General features: G+C 71.5%; 15 protein-coding genes and 1 riboswitch. Of the genes, 14 read left to right on the top strand and 1 reads right to left on the bottom strand.

Translation table 11 applies throughout. From position 1 onward, the window contains the following. The first annotated feature begins 660 nt into the window (after positions 1 to 660). The 4 genes from ACZ5XZ_RS31790 to ACZ5XZ_RS31775 all read left to right on the top strand — a co-directional run bounded on the left by ACZ5XZ_RS31790 (position 661) and on the right by ACZ5XZ_RS31775 (position 6,290). Positions 661 to 2,001, top strand: a complete 1,341-nt coding sequence (locus tag ACZ5XZ_RS31790; RefSeq protein WP_468984327.1) for a tetratricopeptide repeat protein — start codon at positions 661 to 663, stop codon at positions 1,999 to 2,001. Positions 2,002 to 2,195: 194 nt separating this feature from the next. Then, positions 2,196 to 2,834, top strand: coding sequence for a SurA N-terminal domain-containing protein (locus ACZ5XZ_RS31785; RefSeq protein WP_468984324.1), 639 nt, complete (start codon positions 2,196 to 2,198; stop codon positions 2,832 to 2,834). A gap of 107 nt (positions 2,835 to 2,941) precedes the next feature. Continuing rightward, positions 2,942 to 3,955: a nucleoside triphosphate pyrophosphohydrolase gene (locus ACZ5XZ_RS31780; RefSeq protein ID WP_468984322.1), complete on the top strand. Its 1,014-nt coding sequence runs from the start codon at positions 2,942 to 2,944 to the stop codon at positions 3,953 to 3,955. 73 nt (positions 3,956 to 4,028) lie between these two features. After that, complete coding sequence (locus ACZ5XZ_RS31775) at positions 4,029 to 6,290, top strand: tetratricopeptide repeat protein (RefSeq protein ID WP_468984319.1); 2,262 nt, start codon at positions 4,029 to 4,031, stop codon at positions 6,288 to 6,290. Here the strand turns inward: ACZ5XZ_RS31775 and ACZ5XZ_RS31770 are convergent. Continuing rightward, positions 6,280 to 7,539 (bottom strand): MFS transporter, encoded by a 1,260-nt coding sequence (locus tag ACZ5XZ_RS31770; RefSeq protein ID WP_468984317.1) that lies wholly within the window; start codon positions 7,537 to 7,539, stop codon positions 6,280 to 6,282. The two genes, ACZ5XZ_RS31775 and ACZ5XZ_RS31770, sit on opposite strands and share 11 nt — an antisense overlap. A gap of 142 nt (positions 7,540 to 7,681) precedes the next feature. On the opposite strand from ACZ5XZ_RS31770, the gene ACZ5XZ_RS31765 reads away from it, so the two are divergent. The 10 genes from ACZ5XZ_RS31765 (at position 7,682) to ACZ5XZ_RS31720 (ending at position 19,585) form a co-directional block, all read left to right on the top strand. Next, positions 7,682 to 8,557: a LysR family transcriptional regulator gene (locus ACZ5XZ_RS31765; protein WP_468984314.1), complete on the top strand. Its 876-nt coding sequence runs from the start codon at positions 7,682 to 7,684 to the stop codon at positions 8,555 to 8,557. Between the two features lie 159 nt (positions 8,558 to 8,716). Then, the gene (locus tag ACZ5XZ_RS31760) at positions 8,717 to 9,991 is read left to right on the top strand and encodes a cytochrome P450 family protein (RefSeq protein ID WP_468984357.1); all 1,275 of its coding nucleotides are present in this window, start codon (positions 8,717 to 8,719) and stop codon (positions 9,989 to 9,991) included. Between the two features lie 220 nt (positions 9,992 to 10,211). Next, positions 10,212 to 11,306 (top strand): LysM peptidoglycan-binding domain-containing protein, encoded by a 1,095-nt coding sequence (locus tag ACZ5XZ_RS31755; protein ID WP_468984312.1) that lies wholly within the window; start codon positions 10,212 to 10,214, stop codon positions 11,304 to 11,306. A gap of 250 nt (positions 11,307 to 11,556) precedes the next feature. Beyond that, positions 11,557 to 11,726: riboswitch (cyclic di-AMP (ydaO/yuaA leader) on the top strand. A gap of 7 nt (positions 11,727 to 11,733) precedes the next feature. Next, complete coding sequence (locus ACZ5XZ_RS31750; RefSeq protein ID WP_468984309.1) at positions 11,734 to 12,387, top strand: transglycosylase family protein; 654 nt, start codon at positions 11,734 to 11,736, stop codon at positions 12,385 to 12,387. 308 nt (positions 12,388 to 12,695) lie between these two features. Continuing rightward, entirely contained in the window at positions 12,696 to 13,982 is a 1,287-nt protein-coding gene (gene eno / locus ACZ5XZ_RS31745) for a phosphopyruvate hydratase (RefSeq protein ID WP_468984306.1), read from the top strand. Between the two features lie 166 nt (positions 13,983 to 14,148). Then, positions 14,149 to 14,601 carry an FtsB family cell division protein gene (locus tag ACZ5XZ_RS31740; RefSeq protein WP_384433385.1) on the top strand — a complete coding sequence of 151 codons (453 nt, stop codon included), beginning with the start codon at positions 14,149 to 14,151 and terminating at the stop codon, positions 14,599 to 14,601. A 117-nt stretch (positions 14,602 to 14,718) separates the two neighbouring features. Further along, the gene (locus tag ACZ5XZ_RS31735; protein ID WP_468984303.1) at positions 14,719 to 15,261 is read left to right on the top strand and encodes a DUF501 domain-containing protein; all 543 of its coding nucleotides are present in this window, start codon (positions 14,719 to 14,721) and stop codon (positions 15,259 to 15,261) included. Next, complete coding sequence (locus ACZ5XZ_RS31730; RefSeq protein ID WP_468984301.1) at positions 15,258 to 16,223, top strand: Ppx/GppA phosphatase family protein; 966 nt, start codon at positions 15,258 to 15,260, stop codon at positions 16,221 to 16,223. The genes ACZ5XZ_RS31735 and ACZ5XZ_RS31730 overlap by 4 nt, the downstream gene beginning before the upstream one ends. A gap of 463 nt (positions 16,224 to 16,686) precedes the next feature. Continuing rightward, positions 16,687 to 18,075, top strand: coding sequence for an NAD(P)/FAD-dependent oxidoreductase (locus tag ACZ5XZ_RS31725; RefSeq protein WP_468984298.1), 1,389 nt, complete (start codon positions 16,687 to 16,689; stop codon positions 18,073 to 18,075). Positions 18,076 to 18,274: 199 nt separating this feature from the next. Next, positions 18,275 to 19,585 (top strand): class I SAM-dependent methyltransferase, encoded by a 1,311-nt coding sequence (locus tag ACZ5XZ_RS31720; RefSeq protein ID WP_468984295.1) that lies wholly within the window; start codon positions 18,275 to 18,277, stop codon positions 19,583 to 19,585. Positions 19,586 to 19,682 lie beyond the last annotated feature (97 nt).

The raw sequence follows: 19,682 nt of genomic DNA, 5'->3' as shown, positions 1-19,682 counted from the left end.
GTCGGTCACCTTCGACCTGTCTCCTGCGGCGTAGGCCTTCGCGCGCTGCTCGGCCAGGGCCCCGCAGACATCGCACCCGGCAACCGGTAAGGGATCCGGCGCCGGTTCCCCCAGGTGAACGGGGCGGCAGATACGGGGCATCAGCCCATCACGTCCACACCGTGAATCCCACGTGGGTCCGCACCGAACCCGTGCACGGCCAGCAGCGGTGCCCGCCAACACCCACGCTGCACGCGGGACCTCCGTCGCTCCTGCCTCTCCTCGGGGGTGAGGGCGTACGGACGGACCAGGGCCGAGTCCTCGCCACGTAACAGCGCCGAATGCCGGGCGGACACGTGGGGAAGCGCTGGCCTCGGTTCGTCGGCGCACATCGTGGTGGGCACCGCGTCAGCCGACCGGTGACAGCCGCGCGCGGGCAACAGCAGCCGCAGCAGCGGGATGAGGAACCTCGCTGTAGCGTTGGTCATGTTGTCAACTCCTTGCAGTTGACGGCCACGCCCCCGGACGCATGCAGCGCGTCGCGGGGGTCCTCTCGTTGTCTCGCGAGGAGGGCCTGTCCTCGCTCTAGGCAACCCCCTCGCTACGGCCGGCGGTACTGTTGCACTGGAAGCGGCTTTTAAGAGCTTTAAGTGCTCGTACGCACCGGGGAGTTGAGGGCTCGTGGGCACTCGGGAACCGAACCGGCATCTGGAACGGCTTTACCGGCAGACCGGCTGGACGCTCCGACAGTTCGTCCAGGCCGTGAATCGTGTCGGAACCGAGCGAGGGACCCCGCTCAAGTACCGCGAGCCGTCAGCCCATCAGTGGCGCCAAGGGCAACTGCCCAAGGAGACGGTCAGACCGCTGATCTTGGAGGCTCTGGCGCGGAAGCTGGGCCGTCCCATCACCCATGCCGAGGCCGGCTTCCCGACCCCTGCCGGTAGCCCGGACGGCACTCCGAGTACGGTCGAAGGGCTGATCGATCTCGGTAGCGGAGATATGGATCCCTCGCGACGTAGCGTCCTCGGGATAAGTCTCTTTTCCGTTGCGCTGGCCGTGCCTAATTGGCCGGAAGTGGTAGGCCGGATGGACAGTGTCCAGAGCGGCCGCACTCAGCGCATCGGTATGCCAGAGGTCGACATGGTTATTGCCATGACCGAACGACTGTCGGAACTCGATGATCAATTCGGAGGGCGCCATGCCCGACCGATGGCTGCGGCTTTCCTGGTGAACACGGTAGCTCCGTACTTGCGCGCGGAGTCCCCCGAGTCCGTACGCAAGGCGATGATGTCGGCTGCTGCTGACTTGTGCTACCTCACCGGGTACATGGCGGTGGACGAAGGCATTCACGGCCTCGCGCAGCAGTATTACCTCAAGGCGTTGGAACTCGCCGGAGTGGCAGAGGACCACTTGACGTACTGCACCACGCTGCGGGGGATGAGCCTTCAGGCCGTCGATCTGGGGCATGGCGGGCAAGCCATGCGACTGGCCGACGCCGCCGCAGCCGCATCACCGCAGGCTGGTCCACGAATGCGCGCCTTCCTCGCCGGACAGCAGGCACACTCTGCCGCTCAAATCGGCGACCGCAGTAATGCGTTGATGTACCTGCGAGAAGCCGAAGTGGCGATGGACAAGGCTGAATCCAGGGAGAAGGTATTCGGCTCATACGATCCGGCCGCCCTGAACTATCACGTCAGTCAAGTGCGTTACGAATTGGGTGACATGTGCGGAGCCGTAGAAGCCATGCAGCAGTCAGACAAGTTGCGCTATGGCGTTTATCGGAGAACGCGCGTGAAAGAGCGTTCCATGCTCGCCGAACGTCAATTCTCAATCGGCCACCTGGAAGCAGCGTGCGCGACCTGGAATCTCGCTTTGGACGACTACCCTCTGGTGCAGTCCGGCCGGGCTGATCAACGCATGCGCACCATGTTCAAGCTGATCCGCCCCCATCTCAAGAATCACGCCGCACGGGAACTCCACGAACGCGCTCGGCTCGTGACTCCAGCATCGCTCTCGACCTAGAGCCGCGGTCGTCCGCTCGGACCTGGCGCACCCGACCGTAGAACCCGAAGGGCACCGCTACCCCGCCGGCCCATCGGCGGAGAAACCGACCTCCCCCCAGATCGTTGGCCGAAGCAGTGGCCTGGGCCACGACGACTCCTTAGCATCGATCACTCAAGGTCGAGACTCCGTCGCACGATCTGCCGGGAGGCCATGTGTTCCGCCGTAGGACAGCGCTCTCCGTATCCGCCACCGCCGCCCTGCTGGTGGCGGCCCCGCTGCTCGCCGCCTGCGGGAGCGAGGCGCACCCCGGTGCCGCGGCCGTCGTGGACGGGAAGCGGATCACCGTCGCGCAGTTGCAGGCGAAGGTGAAGGACGTACGGGCCGCGCAGGCGAAGTCCCCGCAGGGCGCCCAGCTGATCATGAACACCGGGCGGCTGAGCCTGGCCACCCTCAACGGCATGATCTTCGACGAGGTGCTGGCGCGCAGCGCGAAGGACGCCGGGGTGACGGTCACCCGCGGCGACATCCAGAAGTGGCGGAACAAGGCCGAGAAGCAGGCCGGTGGCGCCGAGCGGCTGAAGGCGATGTGGCTCCAGCAGGGCATCGCGCCGCAGGAGGCCGACGGCATGGTGCGCAACCAGCTGCTGCTGGACGGTGTCGCCAAGCATCTGGGCGCGGACCGGGGCACGCCGGAGGGGCAGCGGAAGCTGGCCCAGGCGCTGTCCGCGACGTCCCGCTCGCTGGGCATCGACGTCAATCCGCGGTACGGGAAGTGGGACGACCAGCAGGTCATCCTGGGAGAGACCAAGGACCCGTGGATCACGACGGAGCCGGTGCGGCAGCAGGCCTGAGCGCCGCCGCGCGCGGGAGCCGCGTCCCGCCGCGCTCCCCGCCGGTGCCGGGCGGGGAGCGCTGACCGGCGCCGGGCGGTGTCGGTGGGGTGCGTTACGTTCGATGCGTGAACGCTGACGCCTCTGCCGCCGACTCCGGCGCCGCCGCCCGCCCCCAGGCCGGCGGCACCGGACGCCTGGTCCTGCTCACCACCAGCCACCGGGTCGCCCCCGGGCTCCTGTCCTGGCCCGCATGGCAGGTGCTGCGCACGGCCGAGCGGGTGCTGTGCGCCGACGCCGGCCATCCGCAGCTGCCCTATCTGCGCGAGACCGGCATCGACGTCGAGATCGCCGCCCCCAGCGCCCGGGAACTGGTGGACTACTGCGTGCCCGAGGGCCGTACGGCCGTGGTCCTGACCTCGGCGGAGGGGGAGAGCGCGCTGACCGACGGCCTGGCCCGGCTGGCCGGCTCGGGCCGGGAGACCATGCCCGACCTGGAGCTGCTGCCCGGCTCCTACGACCTGCCCGGGGCCCGCCTGCTCGACCTCGTCCAGGTCATGGACCAGATCCGTGCCGAGTGCCCGTGGAGCAGCATCCGCACACACCAGGACCTCGCCAAGTACGGCCTGGAGGAGGCGTACGAGATGGTCGAGGCCATCGAGGCGGGCGACCGGGTCGAGCTGCGCGAGGAGCTGGGGGACGTGCTCCTCCAGGTCGTCTTCCACGCCCGGATCGCCCAGGACGACCCGGACGAGCCGTTCTCCATCGACGACGTGGCGGGCACGATCGTGGAGAAGCTGATTCACCGCCACCCCCATGTCTTCGGGGAGGAGACGGCGCGGACCCCGGAGGACGTCAAGGCGCACTGGCTGCGGACGAAGGCCGAGGAGAAGCAGCGGGAGTCGGTGACCGAGGGCGTTCCGCTGGGTCAGCCCGGACTCGCGCTGGCGGCGAAGCTGGCGTCGCGGGTGCGCACGGCGGGCCTCGACGTCGCCCTGCCGGCCGGTGCGGGGATCGGCTACGAGCTGCTGGCGATGGCGGTACGGGCCGAGGAGGAGGGGGTGGACCCCGAGGCGGCGCTGCGGGCGGCGGCGCGGGCCTACCGGGATGCTGTAGTGGCGGCCGAGGGCGCTGCGGATTAGGGCCTGTCCGATGGGGCATGGCCGGGTCCGCGGCGCTAGTACCGTTGGGGAACGGGCGGGCTGAGGGGGCGCGGTGGAGCAGGAGTTGCGGGAGCTGGCGGCCGCGGGGGCGACGGCGCTGGCCCGGGCCGCGGGCACGGACGCCTGGGCGGATGTGCGGTTGCGGGTCAGGGAGCTGTTCTCCAGGTATGACCTCATATTCCCCGAATTCCGCGGGGAGGACGGGGTGCCCGCCCAGTATGTGGAGCTGGGCTTGCGCAACGTGTTGAAGGCCGATCCCGAGGCCGCCGGGGAACTGCGTGCCCTTCTGGCGGAGTTGCCCGCGGGGCACGGGGCACCCCCGAACGGGCCCCGCCCGGCCTCCGGCGTGCACAACACCCTCTCCGGCGGCACCCAGGGCAGCGTCATCCAGGCGGGCTCGGTCGGCACGATCACCGTGCAGGCGCCCGTGTACCACCAGGGCGCCCTCATCGACCCCGAGAGCTGGCCCGCGGCCGGGGACGTGGACCCCATGGCGCTGGGGGTGCGGCCGACCCATCGGGAGTCCGGCCTGCCCCCGCTTCCGCCCTATGTCGGCCGCGACCGTGACCACGAGCTGAACGCGGCGGTGGCGCAGGCCCGGGCGCGGGGCGGGCTGGTGCTGGTGCTCGGGGAGCCGTTCGCCGGCAAGTCGCGTACGGCGCTGGCGGCGCTGGCCGACCAGCTCGACGGCTTCCGGGTGTACGCGCCGGCACGCGGTGCGGATCTGCGGGGGCTGCCCGGGCTCCTGCAGGGGCGGCCCGGACGGTACGCGCTCTGGCTGGACGACCTGGACGGGCACCTCGGTGACGGCGGGCTGGAGCCGCGGCTGCTGGCGCAGTTGAGCGCCCTGCGGGTGGTCGTGCTCGCCACCATGCGGGACGAGGCGTACGACGAGCACCGCCACGCGCCGCACGGCCGGGTGCTCGACCTCGCGCAGACGGTGGAGCTGGCACGGGAGTGGAGTCCGGCCGAGCGGGCGCTGCTGGCACACCGCGCCGGGCGCACGGGGGACTCCCGGTTGACCGCCGCGGTGGCTTCGAGCGGCCCGGAAGGCGTCGCGGCGTACCTCGGCCTGGGCCCGCTGCTGTGGGAGGAGTGGTGGCGCGCCCGCCGGGCCGACCGGCACCCGCGCGGCCACGCCCTGGTACGGGCGGCCCTCGATCTGGCCCGCTGCGGGCTCGACGGGCCGCTGCCCATGGACCTGCTGTTGAAGGTGCATGAGGGCTACGCGGACGTGACCGGGATGGACCGCGAGTCGGTGGCGGACGCCCGGGCCTGGGCGGCCGAGCGGCGGCACGGGCTGCGCCTGCTCGTACGGGTCACCGGCGACACCTGGCGGGCCGCGCCCTTCCTCGTCGAGACCGCGGCCCGGCACGAGACCTTTCCGGCCGTGGACGGCCAGGTCTGGGGCTGCGCCCTGGAAGCGGCCCGCGAGGACGAGGCGCGGGACTTCGCGAAGATCGCGGCGGGGGCGCGCGAGGCCTTCCGGCGGGCCGCCGACGAAGGCGACAGCCACGCCCTGCACCACCTCGGCGTGCTCGCGGAGTCCCTCGGCGAGGGGCAGGAGGCCGAGGGATGGTTCCGGCGTGCGGCGGAGGCGGGGCAGTCGCGGTCGGCCGGCCGGCTGGGGCGGATGCTCGCCGAGCGGGGCGAGGGCAAGCTCGCCGAGCCGTATCTGGAGCAGGCCGCCGAGGCGGGGGACGCCGAGGCGGCGACGCTGCTGGGCAAGCTGCTACGGGAGCGGGCTCAGCGCTGGCTGACGGTGGGCAAAGCGGCCGGAAACGCGGAGGCCGCGCATCTGCTGGGGGACCACCTGATGGGTGCCGGAGACTTCGACGACGCCTTCGACAGCTATCTGGACGCGGTCTATGCCGGCTATGACCCGGTCGCCCTGAGCCTGGCCCGCTTCCACCTGCTGTGTCAGGAGCCGATGGTTGCCGAGGTCTGGCTGCGGCGCGCGGCCGATGCGGGCGACGCAGAGTATTCCAAAGCGCTCAAATTCAGGGTGAACTCCGTCATCGAAACCCTTGAGGAGGCCGTGGAGTTCTTCACGGAAGGCCGGGGCCTGGACATCGTCAACCTCGGCGTACTCCTCGAAACGCACGGCCGTCCCGACGAGGCCAGGGACTGGTACCTCAAGGGACACGAGCTGGGCGACGCCTACGGCGCCTTCCGACTCGCCGTAATGGCCGAGCGGCAAGGCGAGCGGGAGACGGCCCTGGGCTGGTACCGCAGGGCCGCCGAGATGGGGCACCCAGGTGCCGAGCGGGTCCTCGCCGAGCAGCGAGGGGCTGCCGGGCCGGTCAACGAGTGACCGCGGGCTCCGGGTCGGGGGTGGCCACGGCCGTCCGCCGACCGCCCGACGGCACCCGCCGCAGCAGATCCGCGACCCACACCCCCGCGGCGGCCACCGCCAGCCCCGCCCCCAGGACGCACACCCCGCCCCAGCCGCCGGCGCTCCAGACCACCGAGGTCAGCGCCGAGCCCGCCGCACCGCCGGCGAAGTAGCTGGTCATATAGGCCGAGTTGAGGCGGTTGCGGGCCTCCGGGCGGACCCCGTAGACCAGGTTCTGGTTGCTGACGTGGACCGCCTGGGCGGCCAGGTCCAGCACGACCACCCCGGCGAGCAGCGCCCCCAGCGACCAGGCGCCGCCCGTGCCACCGGCCGCCAGCAGGCCCCACGAACCCAGCAGCAGGAACGCCGCGGCGCCGGTGACGCGGTGCGCCAGTCCGCGGTCCGCCAGCCGCCCGGCCGCCGACGCGGAGAGCGAACCGGCCGCCCCGACCAGCCCCAGCAGCCCGATTGCCGACTCCTGCCAGCCGTACGCCGGACCGGACAGCAAGAACGCCACCGCCGTCCACAGCACGGAGAAGCCCGCGAAGGTCAGTGCGCCCAGCGCGGCCCGCCATCGGAGCACCGGTTCCTGGGCGAACAGCGCCAGCGTCGAGCGCAGCAGCGCCGGGTAGCGCAGTCCGGCCGTGGTGTGCAGGGCGGGCAGCCGGAGCCGCAGCAGGAGCGCCATCAGCAGCATCAGTGCGGCGTTGACCCAGTAGACGGTGCGCCAGCCGCCCAGCTCGGTGAGCAGCCCGGCGGCCGTACGGGCCAGCAGGATGCCCAGCAGCAGTCCGGTCATGACGGTGCCGACGGTCCGGCCGCGCTCGGCGGGGGCCGCGAGGGTCGCCGCGAAGGGCATGACGACCTGCGCGGCGACCGAGGCCAGGCCGGTCAGGGCGGTACCGGTCAGCAGCAGGGCGGCGTTCGGCGCGCTGGCCGTGACGGTCAGGAACACGGCCGTGGCCGCGCAGAGCGTCACCGCGAGGCGGCGGCGCTCCAGGAGGTCGCCGAGGGGGACGAGCAGCAGCAGGCCGAGGCCGTAGCCGACCTGGGCGACGGTGACCACCAGCGCGGCGGTGGAGGCGGAGAGGTGCAGATCGTGGCCGATGGTGCCCAGGAGGGGCTGGGCGAAGTAGTTGCCGGCGACGGACAGGCCGGTGGCGACCGACATCAGCAGCAGGGTGCCGCGGCCCAGTCGGCGCGGCTGGGGTCCGTGTTCGGGTTCCATGCATGACCTCCCCGTGATGCGCCCGCGGCCACTGTGGCGGCGGGCAGCTCCCAGCCTGGTCCCCCACCATCGATGAGTCCAACGCATAGTTTTCATCTCATCCATCGTGGATCGAGATCGATATCGCCTAGGATCGGTGGGCATGGAGCTGCAGCAGATGAGGTACGTGGTCGCGGTGGCCGAGACCGGCGGTTTCACCCGGGCCGCCGAGCGCTGCCATGTGGTGCAGTCCGCGCTCAGCCATCAGATCGCCCGGCTGGAGAAGGAGCTCGGCGCCCGGCTCTTCGACCGCACCAGCCGCAGCGTCCGGCTGACGGCCGCCGGCGAGGCGTTCGTGCCGGTCGCCCGGCAGGCGCTGCAGGCGGCCGAGCGGGCCCGCGCCGAGGTGGCGGCGGCGACCGGCGAGGTGCGCGGCCGGCTGGCGGTGGGCGCGATCTCGACCGTCGCGGCCGTCGATCTCGCCCGCGAGCTGGGCGCCTTCCGCGGTCGCTATCCGCGGGTGCGGATCAGTCTGCAGATGGAGATGAGCGATCCGCTCATCGAGAAGGTGCGGGAGGGGACGCTGGATGTCGCCTTCGTCGGGCTGGCGCCCAGTGCGCGCACCGACGGCGTACGGGAGCGGGAGCTGGCGCGCGGTGAGCTGGTGGCGGTGGTGCCGCCGGGGCATGCGCTGGCCGGGCGGGAGTGGACGACGCTGACGCGGCTGGCGCGGGAGACCTTCGTGGACTTCACGGCGGGTTCGGCGGCCCGGCGGCAGCGCGACGAGGCGTTCCGGGCCGCGGGGCTGGCCTCGGAGGTGGCGTTCGAGGTCACCACGGTGGAGTTCCTGGCGAAGCTGGTGCGGGCCGGGCTGGGCATCGGCATGGTCCCGGAGGCCGTCGCCGCCGATCTGCCGGGGCTGCACATCGTGCGGGCGCGGCCGGCGCCGGAGCGCACCGAGCGGGTGGTGTGGAGCTGTCTCGGCCCGTCGCCGGCGGCCGTGGCGTTCCTTGCGGGGCTGGGGGTGCAGGCGGGGTAGGGCGGGTGGAGGCGTCGGGGTGCGCCCACCGGTTACGGTCGGAAGGTGCACGACGAGCCGGACTCCACCCCCGATCCCACCGCCTCCGCCGAAGCAGCGGCCGACGCCCGCGCGAGCGCGCCGGCCGGCGCCGGGGCCGGGGCGCCCGCGGGCTGTCCCGTGGCGTCCTCCGCCGCGGCCGCCGGCCCGGCCCCCGAGCTGTTCACCTGGGAGTTCGCCGCGAACCCGTACCCCGCGTACGCCTGGCTGCGCGAGCATGCACCGGTCCACCGGACCGCGCTGCCCAGCGGCGTCGAGGCCTGGCTGGTGACCCGCTACACCGAGGCGCGCCAGGCGCTCGCCGATGCCCGGCTGTCGAAGAACCCGGTGCACCACAGCGAGTCCGCGCACGGCAAGGGCAAGGTCGGCATCCCGGGCGAGCGCAGCGCCAACCTGATGACGCATCTGCTCAACATCGACCCGCCCGACCACACCCGGCTGCGCCGGCTGGTGTCGAAGGCGTTCACCCCGCGCCGGGTCGCGGCCTTCGCCCCCCGCGTCCAGGAGCTGGCCGACCACCTCATCGACGGCTTCGCCGGGCGCGGCGAGGCCGACCTGATCCATGAGTTCGCCTTTCCGCTGCCCATCTACGCGATCTGCGACCTGCTCGGGGTGCCGCGCGAGGACCAGGACGACTTCCGCGACTGGGCGGGCATGATGATCCGCCACGGTGGGGGGCCGCGCGGCGGGGTCGCCCGTTCCGTGAAGAAGATGCGCGGCTATCTCGCCGAGCTGATCCACCGCAAGCGCGCCTCCCTGGGGGAGACGGCACAGGCCGACGAGGACCTGATATCCGGTCTGATCCGCGCCTCCGACCACGGCGAGCACCTCACCGAGAACGAGGCCGCCGCGATGGCGTTCATCCTGCTCTTCGCCGGCTTCGAGACCACCGTCAACCTCATCGGCAACGGCACCTACGCGCTGCTGCGCCACCCCGCCCAGCGCGAACTGCTGCAGAAGTCCATGGCGGCGGGCGACACCGAGCTGCTGGCCACCGGCATCGAGGAGCTGCTCCGCTACGACGGACCCGTGGAGCTGGCGACCTGGCGGTTCGCGACGCGGGAGCTGACCCTCGGCGGGCAGCGGATCGCCGAGGGCGACCCCGTACTGGTGGTGCTGGCCGCCGCGGACCGTGATCCGTCACGCTTTGTCGAACCGGACGTTCTCGATCTGACCCGACGTGACAATCAGCATCTGGGATACGGGAACGGCATCCACTACTGCCTGGGCGCGCCGCTCGCCCGGCTCGAAGGGCAGACCGCGCTCGCCACGCTGCTGACCCGGCTCCCGGACATCCGGTTTGCCACGGATCCTGATGATCTGCGCTGGCGGGGCGGGCTCATCATGCGCGGACTGCGGTCCCTCCCGGTGGAGTTCACGCCCGAGCGGTCCTGACCGGGGGCGCGACCAAAGGTGACAGATCGTCAGTCGCGTGACCTTAACGTGATCTGCACTACACCGGCTTGTGACTACCCGTGACCCCGGCTACCTTTCGACCCGACGGTCGACAGGATTCACGATTCGTTCACACGGGCGCCCGCGTCAGCGGACGTCCGAAGGGGTGGGGAATCGAACGGTCGTCGAACAACTCAACCGCCGCGCGAAAGGCATCCGCATGCGTTCCGGGAACGGCCGACACCGTCGCCCCCGTCAGGCACCGGCCATCTTTGTCACGGCGGGAGTAACCGGTGCGGGCCTCGCACTGCCGCTGCTCTCCGCCAGTGGGGCACATGCCGCCGACACCGCGACCTGGGACCGGGTCGCCCAGTGCGAGAGCGGCGGGGTGTGGAGCGCCGCCTCGGGCAACGGCTTCTACGGCGGGCTGCAGCTGACCCAGGAGATGTGGGACGACTACGGCGGCGGGGCCTACGCCTCGCGCCCCGATCTCGCCAGCCGCGCCCAGCAGATAGCCGTGGCCGAATCGATCCTCGACGACCGCGGCCCGGACGCCTGGCCGAGCTGCGCCGTCAACGCCGGCCTCACCAGGGACGGCCGCGCACCGGAGGTCGACCCGGGCAGCACGAGCACGCCGCTGCCCGACCCGTCCGACGACGACGGCGACCCGGCCCCCTGGGACCGGTCCCCCTCGACCGGCTCGTCCGATGCGCCCGACCGCCCGGACGACTCCGGAGCCCACGAGGGCGACCACACGGGCGACCACAAGGGCGACAGTGAGAAGTCCTCTGACGGATCCCCTGACGGATCCCGCGACGGATCGTCCGACGACTCGCGCGGCGATGCGGGCGACGAGCCGTCCCAGGAGACGCCGGCGCCGTCCGAGTCCGACGGCCGTGACACCTCCAAGACCCCGGAGCCGTCCGACTCCACCACGCCCGGCGACCAGGGCGACGACGCCTCCCGCCCCACCGACCCCTCCGGCGACGCCGACCGCCCCGACCCGAGCGGTACGCCCGGGCAGACGCCCGGCAAGGGCAAGCACCGCGGCGACGCGGACCCGGGCGAGAGCGACGGCGGCGACCGGTCGTCCGGCGGCCGGCACGCCTCGCGCGGCGACGACGGGCGCCGCACGGGCCTGGCGGGCGGCGACTACACCGTGCGCCCGGGTGACAGCCTGTCAGCCATCGCCGCGGCCCATCGGCTGCCGGGCGGCTGGCCCGCGCTCTACGAGCGCAACGAGGGCGTCATCGGGGCCGACGAGAACCTGATCCAGCCGGGTCAGCGGCTCGATCTCGGGCACAAGGAAGGCTAGTTCGCCGCCTTCGTCCCCTTTGGGAAAGTGAGACAAGGCTCTCGTCGGGCGGCGGGCGCACAGATCCGCCCGCCGCCGTCATACCGGGCCTCACCTGCAGATATGTGACCAACCCGTGATCAAAAACGGTCAACTTGGTTCAGAAGGTGGGGTTTGAACACCAAGGGGATTACTGCTTACGGTCAGGACCGCTCGCCAAAGCGAGCCCCTTCGATCACACGCCGAATCCTGCCGGTGGTCGGAGGCAGTTGACGCGCAAGCGCCGAAGGCAGGAGCGGGGGAACCAAGGTAGGCGCCGGCCCGGCCCGTGAAAGCGGGTCAGCCGGCTTGGGGTGAAGCCAGGTGCGCCATGCGCGCCCGGCCGGGCGACTCACAGCCCGAACCCGACAGCTCACCTCGTAGGCGTCGGTGAGGAAACGAACGAACCATGCTGATCAACAAGGGCAAGCACCGTCGTCCCTCCAAGGCCGTCCGCGTCGCCACCCTCGCCGGTGTCGCCGGTGCCGCCGTCGCCGTCCCGCTGATGGGCGCCACGTCCGCCTCCGCCGCCTCGGTCGCCACCTGGGACAAGGTCGCCCAGTGCGAGTCCGGTGGCAACTGGTCGATCAACACCGGTAACGGCTACTACGGTGGCCTGCAGTTCTCCAACTCCAGCTGGGCCGCCGCCGGTGGCACCCAGTACGCGCCGCGCGCCGACCTGGCCACCAAGACCCAGCAGATCGCCGCCGCCGAGAAGCTCCTCGCCATCCAGGGCCCGGGCGCCTGGTCCTGCGCCGGTGCCGGTGGCCTGACCTCCGGTGGTCCGGCCCCCGAGCTCGACACCTCCGCCAAGTCCGCCCCCAAGCAGGAGCAGGCCAAGCCCGAGGTGAAGAAGGCTCCGGCCGCCCCCAAGGCCGAGACGGCCCAGCCGGCCCCGAAGAAGTCCGAGCGCGGCGGCGACTACACCGTCAAGGCGGGCGACACCCTCGCCAAGATAGCCAAGGCCCACGGCACCAACTGGAAGTCGCTCTACGCGGCCAACAAGTCGGTCATCGGCGGCAACCCGAACCTGATCTTCCCGGGTCAGCAGCTCAGCATCTGAGCCGTCCGCTCACCGGGTCCCCCATGACCCCCGCGGCGATCCCCGCCGCTTCGTGAGACTGCCCCGCCCGGCGCACACGCCCCCCCCAGTGCGCCGTGGCGGGGCTTCTCCGTTCGCCGGGGCGCGCGACGCCGGTGACCAGCAACGTCGAGCGTTTTTCCCCGCTCAGCGAACAATGTGCCGAAACCTCCCGTGAACTGCGCCTTTGAGTATCTTTTCGTCCCACGGAGCGGGCCGAGGGCAAGCGGACGCGCCAGGGGCCGTTAGGCTCATGCTGCAGAACTCCAGACACCCATGAAGGAGACAACGTGCCGTCCATCGACGTCGTCGTAGCCCGCGAAATTCTCGACTCGCGAGGTAATCCCACGGTCGAGGTCGAGGTCGGCCTCGACGACGGCAGCACGGGCCGTGCCGCCGTGCCGTCCGGCGCCTCGACCGGCGCCTTCGAGGCCATCGAGCTCCGCGACGGCGACCCGAACCGCTACCTCGGCAAGGGCGTCGAGAAGGCCGTCCTGGCCGTCATCGAGCAGATCGGCCCGGAGCTCGTCGGCTACGACGCGACCGAGCAGCGGCTGATCGACCAGGCGATGTTCGACCTGGACGCCACCGACAACAAGGGCTCGCTCGGCGCCAACGCCATCCTCGGCGTCTCCCTGGCCGTCGCGCACGCCGCCTCCGAGGCCAGCGACCTCCCGCTGTTCCGCTACCTCGGCGGCCCGAACGCGCATGTGCTGCCCGTGCCGATGATGAACATCCTCAACGGCGGTTCGCACGCCGACTCCAACGTGGACATCCAGGAGTTCATGATCGCGCCGATCGGCGCGGAGTCCTTCTCCGAGGCGCTGCGCTGGGGCGCGGAGGTCTACCACACCCTCAAGAAGGTCCTCAAGGAGCGCGGCCTGTCCACCGGCCTCGGCGACGAGGGCGGCTTCGCCCCGAACCTGGGCTCCAACCGCGAGGCCCTCGACCTCATCCTCGAGGCCATCAAGCAGGCCGGTTACACCCCCGGCCAGGACATCGCGCTCGCGCTGGACGTCGCCGCCTCCGAGTTCTACAAGGACGGCTCGTACCAGTTCGAGGGCCAGACCCGCTCGGCCGCCGAGATGACCGAGTACTACGCGGAGCTGGTGGCGGCCTACCCGCTGGTCTCCATCGAGGACCCGCTGTTCGAGGACGACTGGGCCGGCTGGAAGGTCATCACCGACCAGCTCGGCGCCAAGGTCCAGCTGGTCGGCGACGACCTGTTCGTCACCAACCCCGAGCGCCTCGCCCGCGGCATCGAGGAGGGCTCCGCCAACGCGCTGCTGGTGAAGGTCAACCAGATCGGCTCGCTGACCGAGACCCTGGACGCCGTCGAGCTGGCCCAGCGCAACGGCTTCAAGTGCATGATGTCGCACCGCTCCGGTGAGACCGAGGACGTCACCATCGCCGACCTGGCCGTCGCCACCAACTGCGGCCAGATCAAGACCGGTGCCCCGGCCCGCTCCGAGCGCGTCGCCAAGTACAACCAGCTGCTGCGCATCGAGGAGATCCTCGACGACGCCGCGGTCTACGCCGGCCGCTCCGCCTTCCCGCGGTTTCGCTCTGCGAACTGAATCGGCACAGCGCTCTGCGAACTGATTCGGCACAGCGCTCTGCGTAACGGCTGATCGGCTGACGTCACGGCCGAACGCCTCGTACGTCCCCGGCGACGGTCCCGTACCGTTGCCGGGGACGTACCCGCTTTTGCAGTCCGGCGTCAGTCAGTGAAGGGGAGACGACGTGCCCGCGGACCGGTTCTCGACCGCGACCCGACTCAAGGCGCTCGGCGAGCAGGCCGCCGCCCGCGTCTACCGAGCCCGCCCGCCCCGACGCAACCGCCTCACCGGCCGCGCCGCCCTGCTGGCGCTGGTGATGTGTTCCCTGGTGGTCGCCCTCGCGTACCCGATAAGGCAGTACATCTCCCAGCGCTCCGACATCGCCGAACAGCGCCGCAAGGCCCAGGACGCCGGTGCCGAGCTGGACCGGCTGCGCGAGCAGCGGGCCCGGTGGCAGGACCCGGAGTACGTACGCCAGCAGGCCCGCCGGCAGCTGCACTACGTCATGCCGGGGGAGACCGGCTACCTCGTCCAGGACGGCTCCGGTTCCGCCGCCGCCCCGAAGGGACCGCAGGCGGCGCGGCGCCCCTGGTACGAGAATCTGTGGAGCGCCGTCGACGCGGCCGACAAGCGGTAGCGCCGAGCCCCCTACGCCGGTGCGCCGCGGGCCGTACCGCCGGCGCGGGGCAGCCCGTACTGTCGACACCAGGCGGTCCGCACCGCCGCCTCCCCACCCACCTCACCGAAAGCGCACATGGAAACCCCTCCGCCCCAGACCGAGCCCACCGAGCCCACCGCCGCGGACATCGCGGCCTTCAAGGAGCAGCTCGGCCGCCCGCCCCGCGGGCTGCGCGCCATCGCGCACCGCTGCCCGTGCGGCCAGCCGGACGTCGTCGAGACGGCGCCGCGCCTGGAGGACGGCACGCCCTTCCCCACGCTCTACTACCTCACCTGCCCGCGCGCGGCCTCCGCGATCGGCACGCTGGAGGCCAACGGCGTGATGAAGGAGATGTCCGAGCGGCTGGCGACCGACCCGGAGCTGGCCGCCGCCTACCGCGCGGCCCACGAGGACTACATCCGGCGGCGGGACGCCATCGAGGTGCTCCAGGGCTTCCCGAGCGCGGGCGGCATGCCCGACCGGGTCAAGTGCCTGCACGTCCTCGTCGGCCACTCGCTGGCGGCCGGGCCCGGTGTCAACCCGCTCGGGGACGAGGCCATCGCGATGCTGCCGGAGTGGTGGAAGAAGGGGCCGTGTGTGAGCCCCTGCGCCGAGGACGACCAGGGAGGTTCCCAGTGAAGCGGGTCGCCGCCATCGACTGCGGTACGAACTCCATCCGCCTGCTCGTCGCGGACGCCGACCCGGTGACGGGCGAGCTGAAGGACCTCGACCGCCGGATGCAGATCGTCCGGCTGGGACAGGGCGTGGACCGTACGGGGCGGCTGTCGCCGGAGGCGCTGGAGCGGACCTTCGCGGCCTGCCGGGAGTACGCCGCGGTGATCGGCAGCCTGGGCGCGCAGCAGGTCCGCTTCGTGGCCACCTCCGCTTCCCGGGACGCGGAGAACCGCGAGGACTTCGTCCGCGGTGTCGTGGACATCCTGGGCGTGGAGCCCGAGGTGATCACCGGTGACCAGGAGGCGGAGTTCTCCTTCAACGGCGCCACCAAGGAGCTGGCGGGCCGCCCGGACCTGGCCAAGCCCTTCCTGGTGGTGGACATCGGCGGCGGCTCGACGGAGTTCGTCCTCGGCGACTCCCAGGACGCCTCGCCGCGCAGTTCCTACCGCGCCGCGTGCTCCGTCGACGTCGGCTGCGTGCGGATGACCGAGCGGCACCTGCTGCACGGGGGAGAGATCAGCGACCCGCCGGCCCCGGGGCAGATCACCGCCATGAAGGCGGACATCGCCGCGGCGCTGGACCGGGCGGAGCGGACCGTCCCGCTGAGCGAGGCCGCCACGCTGGTGGGCCTGGCCGGTTCGGTCACCACCGTCGCCGGTATCGCGCTGGGCCTGGACCACTACGACTCCGAGGCCATCCACCACGCGCGGATCTCGCTGGCGAAGGTCCGTGAGATCACCGAGCAGCTGCTGTCCGCCACCCACGCCGAGCGGGCGGCCATCCCGGTCATGCACCCGGGCCGGGTCGACGTGATCGGCGCGGGCGCGCTCGTACTGCTGTCGATCATGGAGCGGACGGGCGCCGAGGAGGTCGTCGTCAGCGAGCACGACATCCTCGACGGCATCGCCTGGAGCATCGCCGGCTGAGTCGCCGGCCGGGGTGCGCACAGGTGCGGCAGGGGTCGGCAACGGCCTCTGCCGACCGGCGTCTTGAGCGGGCGCAAGGCCCGTCCGAGCGCGTTCCGGGGGGCTTTCGAGGGTTCCGTGGAGGGGCCCGCGAAGAAAGTTCGTGAAATCCTTCACATGAAAAAGCCTCCTGTTGGGCGAACAATCAGCTCGTCCGACCCTCATTCGAAGGTCCTGCGACCCTTCGACCCGGAGGATGCCTGGGTGTCGGAGCGTGAGCGGTGCGCTCCCGGAGGGAGTGGTTCAGCCGCCCGGGGCCCGACAAGCCCTGATCAACGGGGGTCTCCAACGCCTCGGGCCCTGCGGTGGTTCCACTGCGCACTATGGCGTCGGTCACGAAGCCGGCGGAGTGTAGCAGATGCCCCCTCGGTGCTTGTGAAGGGGCTCACGAGCGACCCCCCATGTGGGGGTGGATACTCGATGCATGAGCACCACGGAGCGTCCCAGGATCCTCGTAGTAGGCGGTGGGTACGTAGGCCTGTACGCAGCTCGGCGCATCCTCAAGAAGATGCGCTACGGCGAGGCGACCGTCACGGTCGTCGACCCGCGGTCGTACATGACCTATCAGCCCTTCCTCCCCGAAGCCGCCGCCGGCAGCATCTCCCCGCGGCATGTCGTCGTCCCGCTGCGACGCGTGCTTCCCAAGGCGGAGGTCCTCACCGGCCGGGTCACCACCATCGACCAGGACCGCAAGGTCGCCGTGATCGCCCCGCTGGTGGGCGAGGCGTACGAGCTGCCCTTCGACTATCTGGTCATCGCGATGGGCGCGGTCTCCCGCACCTTCCCCATTCCCGGCCTGGCCGAGAACGGCATCGGCATGAAGGGCGTGGAAGAGGCCATCGGCCTGCGCAACCACGTCCTGGAGCAGCTGGACAAGGCCGACTCCACGACCGACGAAGAGGTCCGCCGCAAGGCCCTGACCTTCGTCTTCGTCGGCGGTGGCTTCGCGGGCGCGGAGACCGTCGGCGAGGTCGAGGACATGGCCCGCGACGCCGCGAAGTACTACAGCAACGTCAAGCGCGAGGACATGCGCTTCCTGCTGGTCGACGTCGCCGACAAGATCCTCCCCGAGGTCGGCCCCAAGCTCGGTGCCTACGGCAAGGAGCACCTGGAGAGCCGCGGCGTCGAGATCTACCTCAAGACCGGCATGGACTCCTGCGTCGACGGTCATGTGAAGCTCAACAACGGCCTCGAGGTCGACTCCAACACCATCGTGTGGACCGCGGGTGTCAAGCCCAACCCGGCGCTGTCCCGCTTCGGTCTGCCGCTCGGCCCGCGCGGTCACGTCGACACCGCCGCCACCCTCCAGGTGCAGGGCACCGACTACATCTGGGCCGCGGGCGACAACGCCCAGGTCCCGGACCTGGTCGGCCGCAAGAACGGCAACGAGAACGCCTGGTGCCCGCCGAACGCGCAGCACGCGCTGCGGCAGGCCAAGGTCCTCGGCGACAACGTGGTCTCCGGCATGCGGGGCTTCCCGCAGAAGGAGTACAGCCACGCCAACAAGGGTGCGGTCGCCGGTCTGGGCCTGCACAAGGGCGTCGCGATGATCGTCATGGGCAAGATGAAGATCAAGCTCAAGGGCCGTCTCGCCTGGTACATGCACCGCGCGTACCACGGCATGGCGATGCCGACGTTCAACCGCAAGATCCGGGTCTTCGCCGACTGGACGCTGGCGATGTTCCTCAAGCGCGAGGTCGTCTCGCTCGGCGCCATGGAGAACCCCCGCGAGGAGTTCTACGAGGCGGCCAAGCCGGCCCCCGCGCCGGCCGCGGCCGGCGCCGGCGACAAGCCGAAGGCCAAGGCTTCCTGAAACCCCGGTCGGCTACTCCGACCAGCCCGAAGGGCGTCCGCCATCCGTGGGGCGGGCGCCCTTCGGCGTGTCCGCTCTGGCGAAACGCGGGCTTTTTGCGGTTCTCTTGCGTGTGAACGGGACTATCCGGGCGCCCCATTGGCGTTTACGTGGTGGGTGAAACTTCTTTGCCCGACTCGTCAACACGGAGGTGTGCGACATGGCCGACGCCGCTGGACGGCTCACCAAGCTCGCCGGGGAGGTGCTGGGAAGCCCGCTCCCGGTGCGCATCCGCGCCTGGGACCGCAGCGAGTCCGGCCCGCCGGGGGCACCCGTACTCGTCATCCGCAACCGCCGTGCGCTGCGCCGGCTGCTGTTCAAGCCCGGTGAACTGGGCCTGGCCCGCGCCTGGGTCGCCGGCGACATCGACGTCGACGGGGACCTCTACGAGGCCCTCGATCTGCTCGCCGGGATGATCTGGGAGCGCGGCGGCGACGCCCCCGAGCCGCAGCGCGCCGCCGTACTGCGCGCGCTGGCCCGGCCGGAGATCCGCTCCGCCGCCCGGGAGCTGCTCGCCCTGGCCGGCGCCCCGGTGCCGCCGACGCCGCCCGCCGAGGAGGTCCGGCGCCGCCGCGGACCGCTGCACACCCTGCGGCGCGACAAAGAGGCCATCAGCCACCACTACGACGTCGGAAACGACTTCTACGCGCTGGTGCTCGGCCCGTCCATGGTCTACTCCTGCGCCTACTGGGACGGACCGGACGCCACCCTGGAGGACGCCCAGCGCGACAAGCTCGACCTGATCTGCCGCAAGCTCGGTCTCAAGGAGGGCCAGCGGCTGCTGGACGTGGGCTGCGGCTGGGGCTCGATGGTGCTGCACGCGGCCCGCGAGTACGGCGTACGGGCGGTCGGCATCACCCTCTCCGAGGAGCAGGCCACCTTCGCCCGCAAGCGGATCGCCGACGCCGGGCTCGCCGACCGGATCGAGATCCGGGTGCAGGACTACCGCGAGATCAAGGACGAGCCGTTCGACGCGATCTCCTCGATCGGGATGGCCGAGCATGTCGGGCGGGCCCAGTACGCGGAGTACGCGAGCGCGCTGTACGACCTGCTCAGACCCGGCGGGCGGCTGCTGAACCACCAGATCGCCCGGCGTCCGCTGGCGGACGAGGAGACCTACCGGGTCGATGAGTTCATCGATCGCTATGTCTTCCCGGACGGGGAGCTGGCGCCGATCGGTCGGACGGCCGGCCAGCTGGAGGAGGCCGGGTTCGAGGTACGGGACGTGGAGGCGATCCGGGAGCACTACGCGCTGACGCTGCGCAGCTGGGTCGCCAACCTGGAGGCGCGCTGGGACGAGGCGGTGCGCCTGACGTCCGAGGGGCGGGCCCGGGTCTGGCGGCTGTACATGGCCGCGTCGGCCCTGTCCTTCGAGCGGAACAGGATAGGGGTCAACCAGGTCCTGGCCGTCCGGACCCCGGAGAGCGGAGCCTCCGGGGTGCCGTTGCGGACGCGGGTGTGGAAGGGCTGACGCGCCGGTGCGCCCGTGGGGGGGGGGGGGGGGGGGGGGGGGGGGGGGGGGAAAAAGACCCATCCCCTCCCCCCCCCCCAATCGCTGACGTCTCTCC

The organism is Streptomyces sp. NPDC033270 (genome assembly GCF_055576575.1).
Note: the sequence above shows the minus strand (reverse complement) of the source record. Positions and strands in the feature narration are given on the sequence as shown.

Coding starts and splice junctions, on each gene's coding strand:
- ACZ5XZ_RS31770 (WP_468984317.1), bottom strand. CDS start 7,539: ATGGAACCCGAACACGGACCCCAGCCGCGCCGACTGGGCCGCGGCACC.
- ACZ5XZ_RS31765 (WP_468984314.1), top strand. CDS start 7,682: ATGGAGCTGCAGCAGATGAGGTACGTGGTCGCGGTGGCCGAGACCGGC.
- ACZ5XZ_RS31755 (WP_468984312.1), top strand. CDS start 10,212: ATGCGTTCCGGGAACGGCCGACACCGTCGCCCCCGTCAGGCACCGGCC.
- ACZ5XZ_RS31750 (WP_468984309.1), top strand. CDS start 11,734: ATGCTGATCAACAAGGGCAAGCACCGTCGTCCCTCCAAGGCCGTCCGC.
- ACZ5XZ_RS31735 (WP_468984303.1), top strand. CDS start 14,719: ATGGAAACCCCTCCGCCCCAGACCGAGCCCACCGAGCCCACCGCCGCG.
- ACZ5XZ_RS31725 (WP_468984298.1), top strand. CDS start 16,687: ATGAGCACCACGGAGCGTCCCAGGATCCTCGTAGTAGGCGGTGGGTAC.
- ACZ5XZ_RS31720 (WP_468984295.1), top strand. CDS start 18,275: ATGGCCGACGCCGCTGGACGGCTCACCAAGCTCGCCGGGGAGGTGCTG.